Source organism: Ensifer sp. EB106-03-01-XG145 (genome assembly GCF_058792075.1).
This window is the reverse complement of sequence record NZ_JBYTEC010000011.1, coordinates 161814-178223: the sequence shown is the minus strand read 5'-3', so window position 1 is coordinate 178223 and position 16410 is coordinate 161814. Positions and strand designations below refer to the sequence as shown.

The window sequence follows — 16410 nt, the reverse complement described above, 5'->3', positions numbered from 1 at the left end:
CACTCCAGCGTGTCTCACGATACACCAAGGTAGCCACGCGGGCACCGGTCGTCTTGTGATAGTCAGATCGGCTGGCTCGCCAGCATCAGGCCAAGGCCGATGAGGATCGAGCCGCAAGCGCGGGGCACCAGGTGGCCGGCGCCACCAGCCAGCCGCCCGAGCGTGAAGGAAGCGAGGAACACGGCGGCGACATCGGCCACCGCGGCAGTACTGGCTGCAAATCCCGAGGATGGCGTGCGTGAACGGAGCGCCGCTACTCGATAAAGACGCGCACGCTGGCGGCGCGGCCGACCGCGTCGATGACGGTGAGTGTCGAATAGCCGACGCCATCCGGCTGCCATTGTGTCACGCGGCGCCGGGTCAGCTCAGGGAGAGGCCGGCCATTGGCGAGCCAGCGGAATGGCGCTCGTCCGCCTTGCAGCTTGAGCGTCAGCGGCGAAATTGCCTGATGATCCATCCCAAGTTCGACGCGCGAGCCTTCGGGCGGGAAGACGATCTGCGGCGCCGGTTCGCGCGCTGAAGCGTTGACGAGGCCGCTAGCGGTCAGCGAGAAGCGGCGCTGGCTGATCGGCAGTTCCGCTTGCGAAATGCGGATCGCGCCGGCAGGAGCATCCGGTAGCGGCGTTATGCCGAAGCCTGACTTGGCGAAGCCTTCGAAGAGAATGGGGGCGGCACTGCCATAGCCGGTGAGGCCTGGTACGGCACCGTTGTCGGGACGGCCGACCCAGACACCGAGCACGTGGCGGCCGTCATAGCCGACCGACCAGGCGTCGCGGTAGCCGTAGCTGGTGCCGGTCTTGTAGGCGATGCCGCGCTGGCGGCTGCCCGTCGGCGGCAACACGCCCGAGAGCGCATCGGAAACATTCCAGACGGCGACGGGGGAAAGTAAGGGTTCGGCCTCGATCAGGCCGGCCTTGCCATCGATGCCGTCGCCAAGACGAAGGGGGAAGCCGCGATTGGCAAGTGCGGCATAAAGCTGGACGAGATCGCGCAGCGAAAGACCGACGCCGCCAAGGCCGATCGCAAGTCCGGGCGCTTCGCCTGCCGGCAGCCCCGGTTTCACCTCGGCGCGGCGGAAGCGCATCATCAGCTCAGCCGGGCCGACGGCGTCGAGAAGGCGGATCGCCGGTACGTTCAGCGACAATTGCAGCGCCTCGCGCACGCTGACATCGCCCTGATAGCTCATGTCGAAGTTGCGTGGACGATAGCCGAAGAAATCCGCCGGCCGATCCTCGATGATCGTTTCCTGGCTGACGAGCCCCTCTTCGAAGGCGAGGCCGTAGATGAATGGCTTGAGGGTGGAACCCGGCGAGCGCGTGATACGGGTCATGTCGATCCAACCGGAGCGGCTCGCATCAAAATAGTCGGCAGATCCGACCGAAGCGACGATCTCGCCGGTTTTGGCATCGGCCATCATCATGGCGACCGAAACCTTCGGCCCCAGCTTGGCAGCGCCCTCCTTTGCCACGGCCTCGAGGTTACGCTGGACGGCGAGGCGCAAGGTCGTCTGATGCTGGGCCGCGTGCGCGTCCTTGCGCAACGCGCGCTCGGCGAGATGGGCGGCATAGGACGGCAGCTGTAGGCGGCGCGAGGGGACAGATGTCGCGATTGCGCGCTCGGCTTCGCCGTCCCCGATGACGTCAGCGACGGCGAGACGGGTCAGCACCCGCTCGCGGGCAGCGACTGCCGCGGCATGATTGCGATCCGGCCGGCGCTTTTCCGGCAATTGCGGCAGGGCGACGAGCAGCGCTGCCTCACCGGCGGTCAGCCGCTTCGGCTCCTTGCCGAGCCAGGCGAGGCTTGCCGCGCGCACACCCTCGATGTTTCCGCCATAGGGCGCGTGGGTGAGGTAGAGGTTGAGGATCTGGTCCTTCGACAGGCGCCTTTCGATCTGGATAGCGCGGGCGATCTGTAAGAGCTTGGCGGTGACGGAGCGCTGCGCGCGCGGCTCGATCAGGCGTGCGACTTGCATCGAGAGCGTCGAGGCACCTGAGACGATCCGGCCGTTGCTGACGAATTGCAGAGCAGCGCGGCCGAGCGCGAGGAAATCGACGCCCGAATGCTCCCGGAAGCGCTGGTCCTCATAGGCGATCAGCATCTCAAGAAACTGCGGATCGACATCGTCGACCGTCGTCTTCAACCGCCAGAGACCTTCCGGTGTTGCGAAGGCGCGCAACAATTGACCGCTGGCGTCGTCCACCTCACGTGAGACGACGGCAGCCTCCGCAAGTGGGGGCGGGAAGGCCTCGTCGGCCTTCTCGATCGCAAAGCCCGTCAGCCCCGTCAGCAGCAGGCAGACGGGCAAGGCGATCAGCAGTTTGCGCCCAGTCGACATGGTCGTGCCTATTGTGCCGCCTGAACCTCCATGCGCCCGGTGGCAGTGCGGGCCGAAAGCTGCGGCCGGTACATATCCTCGACGGAGGCAGCCGGATGGTCGTAAACGCCCGGGGTCACGGCACGCACCACATAGGCGAGCGTGACTTCGCGCCCGGCCCCGATGCTGCGGTCCAGCGCCGCAACGAAGCGGTCGTTTCGGAATTCCGTATGCGTCGCAGTGATTTCGCCGAGCCACTCGAAGTTGCTGAGCTGGGCGCTGTCGACGAGGCTCGGATTGTCGATCTGGAAGCCGGCCGGCAACAGGTCGGTGACGAGCACGCGCGACGGCCAGTCGTTGGCCTCCGTCACTTTCAGTACGACGACATAGCGCTGGTTCTGTCGCGCTTCCATGACGTTCGCCTCGGCGCCGTCGAGCGTGTAGTAGGTGCGCTCGATGGTGAAACCGTCGCCGCCGGCCGAAAGCGGTTGGGCGGGTGCGGCAACCGTGGTGACGACGGCCGAGACCGGATCGGCGCCCTGGTTGCGGATCACGATCGGATGGGTCGTAAGCGCGTCGCCGGTCATCTGGGCGGCGTAGCTGCCGGTCTTCGATGCGCCATTGACCTCCAGTGCCATGTCCTCATCGCCGTTCTGGATGGCGCGGGCGGCAAGCAGCATCCAGGCCTGTTCCTGGGTGCTGGTGTAAGTCTTCTGCTCCCATTCGCGCGCGACGATCTTCGACAACTCGGGAACGATCGGCGGAACCGGGCGGCTTTCGGCGGCGAGCGCCAGCACCGCCGCGTTGTCACGCAGCGACGAGCCGTAATCGGAGCGCGACAGGCTGACATTGATGAGGCCGGTCGACATGTTCGCCGCCTTGGCAAAGGTATCCTGCGACCCCTGGGCGTCGCCATAGAGTGCCAGCGCCGCGGCGATATGCGCCTTGGCGAGCGGCGTGGGGAAGTCGTCGATCAGCGTGTTGGCGTAGTAGCGCAGGTCGTTGATCGCCGCCTTGCGATTGCGGGCGAGCACGTAGAGCGCATAGGCGATCTCGTTGCCGCGGTCCTTGGCATTGGTGTCGTAGCTGACGCCGTTCTGCAGGTTTTCAAGCGCCTGGACCATCGCGAGTTCCGGCACGTCGTACTTCTGTTCGCGGGCGCGGGTGAGGAAATCGGTGACATAGGCGTCGAGCCAGAGATCGCCATAACCCGGGCCCCAGAGGCCGAAACTGCCCGACGACGATTGATAGGAAAGTACGCGATAGATCGCCTCCTGCACCCGTTTCGTCACGCCTTCGTCGTCGGTGAGACCGGACTGCTTGGCGAGCTCGCTGAGGTAGAGCAGCGGCAGCGCGCGGCTCGTCGTCTGTTCGGCGCAGCCATAGGGGTAGCGATCGAGCGTCATCAGCAGCGCCGGCATATCGAAGGCGGCCGAACGCGTGACGCTGAGGTTGACCGAGGCGCCCTGCAGAATGCTGTCGGCGAGCAACTGCCCGTCGACCGTCAGGCTGCTTCCGGGCGCGATTGCGACGACCTGCCGCTGGGTCACCGGCAGGGTTGCCGGACGCACAAGCAGATCGAGCGATTGTTCCAGTGAAAGTCCGTTGGCACCGGTCAGCGCCACCGTAACGACGCCGTTGCCGGGGTATTGCCCGACCACCGGCAAGGTGATGGAGGAACGGCCGCCCTGGTCCAGGGTCACCGTGTTGCCGGTGCCCGGTTGTTCGACTGTGGCAGGACCACTGGTCGTGACATGGATCTGGTAGTCGCCGGCCGGTGCATCGGTGTTAGTGATGTCGAGCCTCAGTTCCGACCGGTCTCCCGGCGCCAGGAACCGCGGCAGGCTGGCGGTGACGACGACCGGATCGCGGATCACCACGTCGCGCGTGGCGTGGCCGACGCCGGACTTCGTCCAGGCAACGGCCATCAGCCGCGCCGTTCCGTTGAACTGCGGGATGTCGAAGCTGACGGTCGCCTTGCCGTCGCCGTCGAGTTGCACCGGACCTTCGAAGAAAGCGACCAGCTTTTCCGTGGGCGGGCTGCCCTGCAGCGCCACCTGTCCGCCGTCGCCGCCGGTGCGCAGCCGCCCGGTGGCGCCAAGCGAGCCGTCGATCAGGCGGCCGTAGAGGTCGCGAATTTCGAGTCCGAGCTGCCGCTGGCCGAAGTACCAGGCTTCCGGATCTGGCGCCTCGTAACGCGTGAGATTGAGGATGCCGACGTCGACCGCGGCGATCGTCACATAGGCTTCCTCGTTGGCACCGGCAACCTGAAGGCTGATGTCGAGTGCCTTACGCGGTTCCATTTTTTCCGGTGCATCGAGTGTGACCGCGAGCTTGCGCTCGGCCGGATCGACCGAGAGCCATTTGATGCCGATCGAGCGCATCGGCATGCGGCTTTCCTGGGCATCGCCCGGGCGATAGAGCGTGGCCGTCACATAGGCGCCGGCGCCCCAGGCTTCGGTAACCGGCAGATCGACTTCGCCGCCCTCTGCGGCAATCGATGCGGTCTGGGTGGTGATCAGGTTCTCCGTGCCGACGGTTACCAGCAGTTCACCGGCAAACCGTGGCGAGACCTTGAGCTTGGCCGTGTCGCCGACCGCGTATTTCTCCTTGTCGAGCGCGATCTCCAGACCATCGGGCGTTTCGGTGGAGGTGGCAGCGACATACCAGCCGGCATCGAACTCGACGCTCGAGGTCGGGCCGTCGATCGAGGCTGTCTCGACCTCCAGGCGATAGCGCCCCCAACCAACCGGCACGGCGATTTCGCCGCCGTCTTCCGTCAGGTCGACGCTGCCGTTTGCCACCTGCTTGGTGGTGACGACAGGCTCGTATTTCCAGGCGCTGCCGTCACGGTACCAGTGATAATTGCGCTCGACGCTGATGAGTTTCCACAAGGCCCCGGGCATGGCGATCTTGGCGCCGGCCGGATCGACGGCGATGACGCGGAACTTGCCGACGGAGTTCTCGGCGAGTTCGCCTTCGAATTCCGGCTTGATGCCGAGCATCGGGCCCTCGGCGCGCACCGGCAGTTTCAGCGTGCGCTCGACGGCACGGCCGCCGGCTTCGCGCATGCGCACGGTCACGGTGGCGTCGAGCAACTGCGTGGTCGAGGGCACTTCGTCGAGCAGCACATCGAAGCTGGATTTGCCTTCCTCGTCGAGCGACGACAATTCTTCGAGCGGCAGGCGGGTATCTTCGCTCGCCTCCTCGTCGGCGAGACCGAAGGAATAGCCCTTGAAGGCGGCACTTTCGCGCGTCGGCTTGATCGTCACTTCGCCTTCGAGCTCGAGGCCGGCCGCGGGCGCACCATAGAGATAACGCCCGTCGACGGCGACACTCGCGGCCTCGCCGACAGCGATTTCCTTGGCGTCGCTGGTCAGGTCGAATTCGGTGCGATCGGGCACGAAGTCATCGACCAGGAATTGCTTCTCGCCGATCGCCGGGGATTTCGGATCGGTGAAGATCTGCATCGTCCAGGTGCCGCGCATGGCGTTTGCCTGGGTGTCTAGAGCGAGCGTATGGCCGCCGAGCTTGCCGCCGGGGCTGGTCATGCGGCGATATTCGACGCCATCCGGGCGCAGGAAGACGAAGGTCAGCGGCAGGTTTTCGATCGCCATGCCGTCGACGTCGCGGGCAAGCGCTGCGGCATGCACCGTCTCGCCGGCGCGGTAGATGCCGCGCTCGGTCCAGGCGAGAATGTCGATGGCGCCGGGGGCCGCGCGGCCTGTGACGCCGCGGTCCGAGAGGTCGAAGCCGGCGCGGCTCATGTCGAGGAAGACGTAATCGTCTTCGCCGTTCTTGGCGGTGATGACCGCAGGCGTCAGTCCGGCCGTGCCACGGATCAGGCCGGCCGTGAAAGTAACGCGGCCATCGCCATCGCTGGTCGCCGTGCCCAGAATCTCGTTGTTCTTGGCGACGAGCTGCAGTTCAACGCCTTCGATCGGTTCCGCCGAGGCGAGCGAGCGCACGAAGACGTTCAGTCCGTCGGTGCCGGCATAGGTGGAAACGCCGATATCGGAAACGACGAACCATTGCGTCGCCCGCGCATCCCATTCCTGGCTGACGCCGGTGGTCGGGGCTGCGGTTAGAACGTAGACGCCGGGCTTGCGCTCAGGCAGCGCCTCGTCGACCGGGAAGCTGGTGACAACCTCCTTGTTGACGTCACGCGCGATGTCGATCGTGCCCTGCCATACGAGTTCGCCGCTTTCGTCCTCAATGCGCTGGGCGCTGTAGCCGTCGAGCTGGGTCAGGAACTGCGAGCTCTGCAGCACCTGGGCGATGCTGCGGTCGCCGACGCGGTAGAGCTTGAGTTTGGCGCTGTCGGTATTGACTGATACGAGGGGGATGCCGCGGCGTGCGGTCGAGGGCAGCACGAAGCTGTCGCCGGTGAAGCGCACCATCTGGGCGCGGTCCGCGACATAGATGTCGAGGGTGACAGGCGCTTCGAGCACTTCGTCCACGGTGGAGGGCAGGCCGGTGCGAAGCGTCAGCTTGTAACGCTCGCCATGCGAAAGTCCCTCGACGCAGATCTGGTCGCCCTTGGCTTCAAGCGCTTTTGGCGCCGCACCGTTGACGGTGACGAAGGAGGCATAGTCGGCGCCGCTCTTCAGAAGCTGTTCTGAGAACTGCACGCAGGCGCGGGGCGTTGCTGCGTCCGAGTCGATCGTATGCTCGACCACGCGGAAGCCCTTGCGCTGCTTGAGATCGAGATAGGCCGCCTCGACCGATTTCGCCTTCACCAGCTCCAGGCTCGCCTTGTAGGCGTCCAGTGCGGCGCGGAAGTTTTCAGCGCCTTCGAGCGATTTCGCCATGACGGCGAGCGCATGGGCGCGGCTCTCGGTCGTGCGCGTGAGTTCATAACCGTTGATTGCAGCGATCGCCGCTTGCATCGACACGGCCGAATTGTTGGTGATGCGGTTGGCCGTGCGGGCTGTCTCAAGCCAAAGCTCGGCGTCGTCGGGCGTGATCGCCAGCGCACCCTGGAACGCCTTCAGGCCGTTCTCGATATTGCCCATGCCGGCCTGGCCGCGCGCCATGTCGAGGAGCGTATTGACGCCCATCCCCTGCTGGTCGTCGGCAAGGGCGAGGTTGGCCTTGGTGTTGCGGGCGTCCTGCAGGATCTGGTCCGACAGGAATTTCAGCCGCGGCGGCGCGCCGATATCGGCTTCGGCGGCCTGCGGCTGCACGATCTTGCCGGCGATCGCGCCCGGGAAGGAATTCAGCTGATTGTAATCGGACTTGAGGAAGCACCACTTCACCTTGGGATTGTAGGTGAAGGCGCGGCAGGACTGATCGGCGATACAGGTCTGCTGGCACTCATCGAGCGAGACGTTTTGCTCGGTCCTGAGATCGAAACCGAAATAGTCGCCATCCTGCGTTATCTCGACTTGGCGACCGGTCTCCTGCGCAGCGGCGGGACTTCCGATGGTCAAAAGAGACAAAAGTAGGGTGGAAAGGCCGAATAACGCGCGCACAGACATCAAGTCCTCCCAACGCTGCCGGTCTCGATAGAGGCTTCACTTTTCAGGCTTCCGCGTCGCTTGTCAACCGAGGAGAGATCAAGCTCCAGTGCAATTTCAGCGGGAGTCCAGGTGTGAAGAGTCAAGAATCGATCCGGAATGAAACAAGATAAAACGATATGTAAATCAAACTATTATGACGGGTGGTCAAAGCGGCGGGAAAGTCGCGCCGCTAGCCTCTTTGTTCTCTGAGGAAGATGGTCAACGAGCGACCGGCATCAAGGATATGGTCGCGCGTCAACGCACAAGCCCGCTCGGCATCGCGTGCCATACAGGCATCCAGGATCGCCTTGTGTTCGCGACGCGCCCGGGCAACGCCTGACGTCAGCGTCAACTGTGCCCGAAGGTAGCGATCGATACGGTCGAGCGAGGCGCGGACGATCTGGAGGTAATAGGGCCGCCGCGCCGCCTCGTAGAGACTGTAGTGGAAGTTGCGGTTGATCTCGCCCCAGCGCTCCGCATTCTCTTCGCGCTCGAACTCCTCGCAATGCTGGCGTGCAAGCTCGAGCGTGCGGCGGTCGAGATTGGGCACGGCCAGACGAATGACTTCAGCCTCGATGAGCGCGCGGAATTCGAAAATCTCTTCGATTTCTTCGATCGAAAGCCCGGCGACAACCGCGCCCTTGTAGCGCTCCGTGGTGATCAGGCCATGCTGCTCAAGGCGTGAAAGCGCCTCGCGCACCGGAATGCGGCTGGTGTTGAACATCTGGGCGATGTGGTCCTGGCGCAGGTTCTCGCCCTCGGCGAGGTCACCTTCGATGATCGCCTTGCGCAAGGCTTCATAGACGATATCGGCGGCTGAGGCGGCTTGCCTGACATCGACGGCATCGAGTTTCATCGTGTTCAAACCCTGCTGGCCAAGCCTTCCGGCTCGGCGGATTCGGAAGCGTTTTTGCGTTGTTGGTCAATGGTCATAGGTCCAATTCAGACGCCGGGCAACAGAGCCTTGTGGCCCAAGAGGCGATTTCGAATATTTCAGATTGTATATTGGATCCAATATTTCTATGAGTCTTTTCGTCGGGCTCAGCGCTGTCGCGTATCATCCCGGTAATATGCGGGAGCACGGCCGATGCGCAGGGTATCGGTCGCCCAGGTGGCCCCCGTCCACCGCTTGGAAGGAGAAGAGGCATGCGCAGCAACAAGGTCGTCCACATCGTTTCCTGCCACGCGGAGGGCGAAGTCGGCGACGTCATCGTCGGCGGCGTCGCACCCCCGCCCGGAAATACGCTATGGGAACAGCGCCGCTTCATCGCTGAAGACCAGATACTGCGCAATTTCGTGCTCAACGAGCCACGCGGCGGTGTCTTCCGCCACATCAACCTTCTCGTGCCTCCGAAGGATCCGCGCGCGACGATGGGCTTCATCATCATGGAGCCCGAGGATACGCCGCCGATGTCCGGCTCCAACTCCATCTGCGTTTCCACCGTGCTGCTCGACAGCGGCATCGTGCCGATGCAGGAGCCGGAAACTCGCATGGTGCTGGAGGCGCCGGGCGGACTGGTGAACGTCGTCGCTGAGTGCCGCAACGGCAAGGCCGAGCGCATCACCGTCACCAACGTTCCGTCGTTTGCCGACAAGCTCGACGCCAAGCTCGAGGTCGAGGGCCTGGGTACACTCGCGGTCGACACCGCCTATGGCGGCGACAGCTTCGTCATCACCGACGCCCGCGCGCTTGGCTTTTCCGTGACGCCGGACGAGGCGCGTGAACTCGCCGAAACCGGCATCAAGATCACCCGCGCGGCCAATGAACAGCTCGGTTTCACCCATCCGGAAAATCCGGAATGGGATCACATCTCCTTCTGCCAGCTCACGCTGCCGATCGAGGAAAAGGACGGCGTTCTGCACGGTCGCAACACGGTTGTCATCCAGCCGGCCAAGCTCGACCGTTCGCCGACCGGCACCGGTTGTTCGGCACGCATGGCGGTATTGCATGCCCGCGGCGTGATGAAGGTCGGCCAGCGGTTCAGCGGCCATTCTATCATCGATTCGACGTTCGATTGCCGCATCGTCGGCGAGACGACGGTCGGGGGACGCCCGGCGATCGTGCCGGAAATCTCCGGCCGCGCCTGGATCACCGGCACGCACCAGGTGATGCTCGACCCGGCCGATCCCTGGCCGGCCGGCTATCGGCTTGCCGATACCTGGCCGCGCAAGCAGTAAGCGCGCAGACCGGCGCCCTGCATCTCGCGCAGGCGCTCCAATACGTCGCTCGCGCAAATCGCTGCGCGAGCGACCCGTCAGTCTTCCTTGATGATCCGGGTCGTGCCGACCCAGAGTTCGCGGGCCGGCCCGGCGCCGACATTGCGGGCGCTGTGCGGCAGCGAGGCAGGGAAGTGCAGCGTGTCGCCGGCCTTCAACAGATATTCCTTGCCGTCGATCTCGTAGAGCATCTCGCCCTCGATCAGGTAGAGGAAGTCCTCGCCTTCGTGGCTGGTCAGTTCGGAGGCGTAGCCCTTGGGCATATGGGTGATGCAGCCATTGAGCGCGGCGCCCGGAAAGCCGCGTTCGATCAGCTCGTAGACGCGCTCCTTGGTCTCGACATTGTAGCCGGGGCGTTCGCCGGCATGCGACACCATGGAATGCCCGTGCTGCGGCGGCTGCGACAGGAAGGTGTCGACGCTGGTGCCAAGCGCGTTGGCGACGTTGTAAAGCGAGATTAGCGACGGGGTGGAGATGCCACGCTCGATCTGGCTGATGAAGCCTTCCGTCAGACCGGCCTCGCGTGCCACGTCCTTCATGGTCTTGCCAATTTCCTTGCGGCGCGCCCTGAGCATTTGCCCGAGCGAGGCGGGAGTCGAGGTTTCGGGGAGGGAGGCGCCACTGGCTGCTTCTGGCGCCTCTTCGATCTTCAAGGGCATGATTTTCTTTCCGCTTGACTCACGTCTATCGATGTACTTTAGTCCAGCTAAAGTTGGTTCGGCAAGCGATCAGATCGCATGCTGGCCTTCTTGAAAAGGGGAACTACAAGAACGTCTTCGCGGCAATCCGTCGGCGTCTAAAAACAGTATGAAAAATTGGATCCAATATCCAATTGAACGTGTTGAGCGCGCGATCGATGCTGGCTGCGGTCAAAAGGAGGAGTGAGATGAAACGTATATTGCCAATCATGCTCGGGGCGACGCTTGGGCTGCTTGCAGCCACCTCGGCATTTGCGATCGAGCGCGGCGGCGCGATGACATTTGCGCGCTATGACGACTCGACCGTCATCGATCCGGTTTATGCGGACCGCAATCCTGATCTCTGGATGGTGAACGGCCTTTACGAAACGCTGTTGCGCAATGGCCCTGACGGCTCGATCGTGCCGGGGCTTGCCGAAACCCATGAGGTCTCCGCCGACGGCAAGACCATCACAATGGCGCTCCGAACTGGCCTGAAATTCTCCGACGGCTCTGATCTGACCGGCGCCGACGTCGTCTTTTCGCTCGACCGGGCGCGCAACCCGGAGCTCGGTCCCTGGGCAGGGCTCCTTGGCGCCGTCGACAAGGTGACAGCCGATGGCAACAAGATCACCGTGTCGCTGAAGAACCCCGATCCGACGATCATCTCGATCCTCGCGACCTTCAACACCGGCATCATGCCGAAGGCTGCCTTCGAGAAGGCGGCTGGTGCAACGGACCAGGAAAAGGCACGCGCCTTCTTCGCAGCCGGACCGGTAACCTCTGGTCCTTTCGTCATGAAGAGCCACGTGCAGGGCTCAAGCATGAGCTTCGAGCGCAACCCGAACTACTGGCGCCAGGGTGAAGACGGCAAGCCGTTGCCCTATCTCGACCGGGTGGAATTCCTCGTCATACCCGATGACGCCACCCGCATTCTCAAGCTTCAGGCCGGCGAAGTCGATGCGGCCGAGTTCATTCCCTTCGCCCGCGTCGGCGAACTCGGCGCCGATCCGAACCTGAAGATGGAGCTCTTCCCGTCGACCCGTATCGTCTACGCGCCGATCAACACGCGCGAGGCGAAGAAGGACGGCTCGAAGAACCCGCTTGCCGATATCAAGGTGCGTCAGGCGCTGAACTATGCGACCGACAAGAACGTGCTGATCAAGCTCGTGACTTTCGATACCGGCAAGCCGATGACCTCGCTGATGTCGGCCGCAACCCAGCTGCACTACGGTCCGGAACCGCTCTACCCCTACGACCCGGAAAAAGCCAAGCAGTTGCTTGCCGATGCCGGCCTCAGTGGCGGTTTCGAAGTGAAGCTCACGACGCTTGCCGGCAGCGCCGACGACGCGACGCTGTTTACCGCCCTTCAGCAGATGTGGGCGCCGCTCGGCGTCAACCTCAAGGTGGAGCAGGTCGACAACCCGACACGCGGCGAGAAGAACCGCGCCGGCGACTTCGACATCCACACCTATGGCTGGGCAAACGACGTCAACGACCCGGCGCAGGTGACCGGCTGGCTCGGCTATTACAAGCAGCGCCAGGCCGTTGGCACGGGCTGGAACAACCAGGAATTCAACACGCTGTTTGAAGCCTCCAACGTCGAGACCGATCCGGCCAAGCGCAAGGATGAATACAAGCGCATGCAGGAGATCTACGCGGCAGAAGCGCCGTTGCTTTTCCTGTTCGAAACGCCGTTTGCCGTCGCGGTCTCCAAGTCGATCGAAGGCTACGTGCAGACGCCGCTCGGCGCCAACAACTTCTCCGAAGCCTGGCGCGCCGACTGATTGCGGAATGATCTGCGAAGGCCGGGTGGAAATCCGCCCGGTCTTCCGTTGAAGGTTGGAACCATGCCCTCACTTTCCTATCTCGTGGCGCGGCTGCTGCAAATCATCCCGACGTTCCTGTTGGTGATGATCTTCATCTTCCTGCTCGTGCGCCTCTTGCCGGGCGACCCGGCGATCGCCATGGCCGAAGCCAAGGCGACCGATGCCCAACTTGAGCAGATCCGGCACAATCTCGGTCTCGACCAGCCGCTGCCGGTGCAGTTCCTCGTCTTCGTCAAGAACACGCTGAAGGGCGACCTCGGCCGCTCGATCATGCTGAAGGCGCCGGTGATGGAGATCATTCTTAGTCGCCTGCCGACAACGATCTTCCTGGCGCTCTATTCGGTCGTGCTTGCCATCTTCCTCGCCGGTCCGCTCGCCTTCCTTGCGGCGTCGCGGGTCAACAGTTCCGTCGACGTCGCGATCCGCAGCGTCTTTCAGGTCGGCCTTTCCATGCCCGTCTTCTATATCGGGCTGCTGCTTCTGACGGTGCTGGCCGCGCAGTTGCGCTGGTTCCCGGTCGGCGGTTACGGCAAGACCTTCCTCGCCAATCTCTACCATCTGATCCTGCCGGCGCTGAGCGTCGCGCTCTATACGTCGGCGATCATCCTGCGCAATCTCAGGGCCTCGCTGATCGAGGTGCTCGACGCCGATTACGTCCAGTTCGCCCGCGCCAAAGGCCTTTCGCCGCGCATCATCATGACCCGGCACGTGCTCAGAAACGCGCTCGTCTCCACCGTGACGCTGCTGGGCCTGTCTATCGGCAACCTGATGAGCGGCACGCTGGTGACCGAGACGGTCTTTGCCATTCCGGGCGTCGGCCGGATGATGCTGGAGGCGATCTTTGCCCGCGACTACCCGCTGATCCAGGGGCTGACGCTCACCTTCGCCGTGCTCGTCTCCGTCGTCTTCCTTTTGACCGATGTCGTTCAATCCTGGCTCGATCCGAGGCTTCGCCAATCATGACGGCTCTCACGCAATCTCATTCGCCGACGCGGGGGCGGCTTGCTGCCTTTCTGGCCCGCGCCTTTTCCCGTCCGTCCTTCGTCGTCGGCATCGTCATCCTTGGCCTGTCGCTTTCACTCGCGCTGTTTCCGCAGGTCTTTGCACCCTACGATCCGCTTGCCTTCGATCTCCAGGCGATCCAGCAGGGGCCGAGCCTTGCGCATCCGTTCGGCACCGACAATTTCGGCCGTGACGTGCTCTCGCGGGTCATCTGGGCCTATCGCGTCGATATGCAGATGGCCTTCTTCGCGACGATCTTCGCGCTGTTGATCGGGCTCACCGTCGGTGCCTTCGTCGGCTACTACGGCGGCATTGCCGACGTGATCTTCGGCCGCTGCGTCGATGCCGTCATCACCTTTCCCTTCCTCGTGCTGGTGATCGCGATCGTCGCGGTGCTCGGCCCCGGCCTCGTCAACATGTATGTGGCGATCACCGCGGTGAACTGGGTCTATTACGCCCGGCTGACGCGCGCCGAAATCATGGCACAGAAGGCCAACGACTATGCTGCCGCCGGCCTGGTGCTCGGCTATTCCGACCGGCGCATCATCTTCCGGCATCTGCTGCCGAATGCGATTTCGCCGATCCTCGTCTACTGGATGACCGACATGGCGCTCGCCATCCTGCTTGGCTCGTCGCTTGGCTATCTCGGCCTCGGCGCGCAGCCGCCGGCGGCCGAATGGGGGGTGCTGATCGCCGAGGGCCGTAACTTCCTGATGACGGCCTGGTGGATGAGCCTGATGCCGGGCATCGCCATCGTCTTGACCGGGCTCGGTTTCAGCCTCGTCGGCGACGCGCTCGCCGATCTGCTTCGACCGAAAGGGCGCTGAGATGGGAACGCAAGAAAAACCCGTCGTACTCGACGTCCGGCACCTTCGCACCGAGTTCGGTACGCGAGAGCGGCCGCTGGTCGCTGTCGATGACGTTTCGTTCCAGGTAGGGCAGGGTGAAATCCTCGGCCTCGTCGGCGAATCCGGCTCGGGCAAAAGCATCACGCTCCGCTCGATCCTCGGCATCATCAGACCGCGCGGGCGGGTCGCTGGCGAAATCCTGTGGAACGGTCAGGATCTGGTCGCGCTTGACGAGGCTCGGCTCCGGCGTATCCGCGGCCGCGAGATCGCAATGATCTTTCAGGAGCCGATGTCGTCACTCAACCCGCTGCTGACGGTCGGCCTGCAGATTTCGGAGAACCTCGTCGCCCATACGGACCTCGACGCCAGGCAGAGAAGAGCGCGGGCGATCGAACTCCTCGATCTCGTCGGCATCCCCGCCGCGCGCAATCGTCTCGACGACTTCCCGCACGAGTTCTCCGGTGGCATGCGCCAGCGGGTGATGATCGCCATCGCTCTTGCCTCAAACCCGAAGCTGCTGTTGGCCGACGAGCCGACGACAGCGCTAGATGTCACGATCCAGGACCAGATCCTCAGGCTGATCCAGTCGCTGAGCCGCGACCTCGGCATGGCAGTGATCCTCGTCACCCATGACATGGGCGTCGTTGCCGAAACCTGCGACCGCGTCGCCGTCATGTATGGCGGCAGGCTTTGCGAGATAGGGACGACGACGGACGTGATTGCCGATGCGCGTCATCCCTATTCGCTGGGGCTGTTGCGCTCGATCCCGCGGGATGTGGCGCCGCGATCGCCACTCTATTCCATCCCCGGCGCACCGCCCGCTCTGAACGCGCTGCCGCCAGGCTGCGCCTTCAGCGCCCGCTGTCCGGTCGCCGGTCGCGAATGCCCAGACCTTCGGCCCAAACTCGAAGTGATCGGCGCGTCGCGGCTGGTCGCCTGTCATCACCTTGCAGACGCACAAACGCATTTCGGACCACGGGAGGCGGCGCAATGACGATCATTCCGACTTCGGTAGGCACGACGCCCTTGCTTTCGCTTCGCGCGCTGTCGATCCAGTTCGAGAAGCGACGCTCGCTTTCCGACACGCTTGCCCGACGTCCGCAACAGGTCGTCTCGGCGGTCAATGGCATCGATCTCGACGTGATGCCGGGTGAGACGCTGGGCATCGTCGGGGAATCCGGTTGTGGCAAGTCCACGCTCGCGCGCCTGATCGCCGGACTGCACCGCCCAACCGCCGGCGATATCCTGTTTGAGGGCGAAAGCGCCGTAGGCCTCAAGGGGGCGCGGCGGCGGGCCTATAACAGGCGCGTCCAGATGATGTTTCAGGATCCTTACACCTCGCTCAATCCGCGCATGACCGTGCGTGATACACTGCGGGAAGCGATATCCGTGCATCGCATGCGTGAAGGGGCTGCGATCGACCAGCGCGTCGACGAGCTGCTGGACCTTGTCCGGCTGCCCGAAGGGGCCGCCGACAAATATCCGCATGAATTCTCGGGCGGCCAGCGCCAGCGCATCGGAATCGCTCGTGCGCTCTCGCTGGAGCCTATCTGCCTTGTGGCCGATGAACTGGTTTCGGCGCTCGACGTTTCGGTGCAGGCGCAGGTCGTCAATCTGTTGATCGAGCTTCAGGACGAGCTGGGCTTGACGGTGCTGTTCGTGGCGCATGATCTTCGGCTCGTGCGCCACGTCTCGCACCGCGTCGCCGTCATCTATCTTGGCGCGATCGTCGAGATCGGCCCGTCGGAGGCGCTGTTTTCGAGGCCGATGCATCCCTATTCCAAGGGGTTGCTTGCTGCCGCGCCTTCGCTCGATCCCGACGCAAGACGTCGCGCCCCCGCGCTATCAGGCGAGTTGCCGAGCCCGCTCGCGATCCCGCCTGGTTGTCCGTTCCACGTGCGCTGTCCGCACGCGACCGAGCTCTGCCGTCGCGAAAAGCCGGTGCTGCGTCCGGTCGGTGCCGGCATGACCGCCTGCCATTTCGCCGAGACGATCGGCGACGCCTGAAACTCAATTCGATAA

The 16410-nt window shown here is 63.8% G+C and carries 11 protein-coding genes; 6 read left to right on the top strand and 5 right to left on the bottom strand.

The window, feature by feature from the left end; translation table 11 throughout:
* Positions 1 to 62: 62 nt before the first annotated feature.
* The 4 genes from AC3WWH_RS23990 to AC3WWH_RS23975 all read right to left on the bottom strand — a co-directional run bounded on the left by AC3WWH_RS23990 (position 63) and on the right by AC3WWH_RS23975 (position 8671).
* On the bottom strand, positions 63 to 200 hold the full coding sequence (locus AC3WWH_RS23990) for a hypothetical protein (RefSeq protein ID WP_244495562.1): 138 nt from the start codon (positions 198 to 200) through the stop codon (positions 63 to 65).
* 53 nt (positions 201 to 253) lie between these two features.
* Positions 254 to 2335: a penicillin-binding protein 1C gene (gene pbpC, locus AC3WWH_RS23985; RefSeq protein ID WP_113398821.1), complete on the bottom strand. Its 2082-nt coding sequence runs from the start codon at positions 2333 to 2335 to the stop codon at positions 254 to 256.
* A gap of 8 nt (positions 2336 to 2343) precedes the next feature.
* Complete coding sequence (locus tag AC3WWH_RS23980; RefSeq protein WP_492377295.1) at positions 2344 to 7794, bottom strand: alpha-2-macroglobulin family protein; 5451 nt, start codon at positions 7792 to 7794, stop codon at positions 2344 to 2346.
* A 211-nt stretch (positions 7795 to 8005) separates the two neighbouring features.
* Positions 8006 to 8671 (bottom strand): GntR family transcriptional regulator, encoded by a 666-nt coding sequence (locus AC3WWH_RS23975; protein WP_057249206.1) that lies wholly within the window; start codon positions 8669 to 8671, stop codon positions 8006 to 8008.
* Positions 8672 to 8961: 290 nt separating this feature from the next.
* Here AC3WWH_RS23975 and AC3WWH_RS23970 point away from each other — a divergent pair, with 290 nt between their 5' ends.
* On the top strand, positions 8962 to 9993 hold the full coding sequence (locus AC3WWH_RS23970; RefSeq protein WP_113398820.1) for a trans-3-hydroxy-L-proline dehydratase: 1032 nt from the start codon (positions 8962 to 8964) through the stop codon (positions 9991 to 9993).
* A gap of 77 nt (positions 9994 to 10070) precedes the next feature.
* Here the strand turns inward: AC3WWH_RS23970 and AC3WWH_RS23965 are convergent, their stop codons facing one another.
* Complete coding sequence (locus AC3WWH_RS23965; RefSeq protein ID WP_112996925.1) at positions 10071 to 10691, bottom strand: cupin domain-containing protein; 621 nt, start codon at positions 10689 to 10691, stop codon at positions 10071 to 10073.
* 227 nt (positions 10692 to 10918) lie between these two features.
* Here AC3WWH_RS23965 and AC3WWH_RS23960 point away from each other — a divergent pair, with 227 nt between their 5' ends.
* The 5 genes from AC3WWH_RS23960 to AC3WWH_RS23940 all read left to right on the top strand — a co-directional run bounded on the left by AC3WWH_RS23960 (position 10919) and on the right by AC3WWH_RS23940 (position 16395).
* Positions 10919 to 12496, top strand: coding sequence for an ABC transporter substrate-binding protein (locus AC3WWH_RS23960; protein ID WP_058325031.1), 1578 nt, complete (start codon positions 10919 to 10921; stop codon positions 12494 to 12496).
* A gap of 63 nt (positions 12497 to 12559) precedes the next feature.
* Positions 12560 to 13501, top strand: coding sequence for an ABC transporter permease (locus tag AC3WWH_RS23955; RefSeq protein ID WP_113398819.1), 942 nt, complete (start codon positions 12560 to 12562; stop codon positions 13499 to 13501).
* Entirely contained in the window at positions 13498 to 14367 is an 870-nt protein-coding gene (locus AC3WWH_RS23950) for an ABC transporter permease (protein ID WP_113398818.1), read from the top strand. Before AC3WWH_RS23955 ends, AC3WWH_RS23950 begins: the two co-directional genes overlap by 4 nt.
* 1 nt (position 14368) lies before the next feature.
* A complete protein-coding gene (locus AC3WWH_RS23945) occupies positions 14369 to 15382 on the top strand; it encodes an ABC transporter ATP-binding protein (protein ID WP_113398817.1) in 1014 nt (337 codons plus the stop codon).
* The gene (locus AC3WWH_RS23940) at positions 15379 to 16395 is read left to right on the top strand and encodes an ABC transporter ATP-binding protein (protein WP_058325028.1); all 1017 of its coding nucleotides are present in this window, start codon (positions 15379 to 15381) and stop codon (positions 16393 to 16395) included. The genes AC3WWH_RS23945 and AC3WWH_RS23940 overlap by 4 nt, the downstream gene beginning before the upstream one ends.
* The last annotated feature ends 15 nt before the right edge of the window (positions 16396 to 16410 follow it).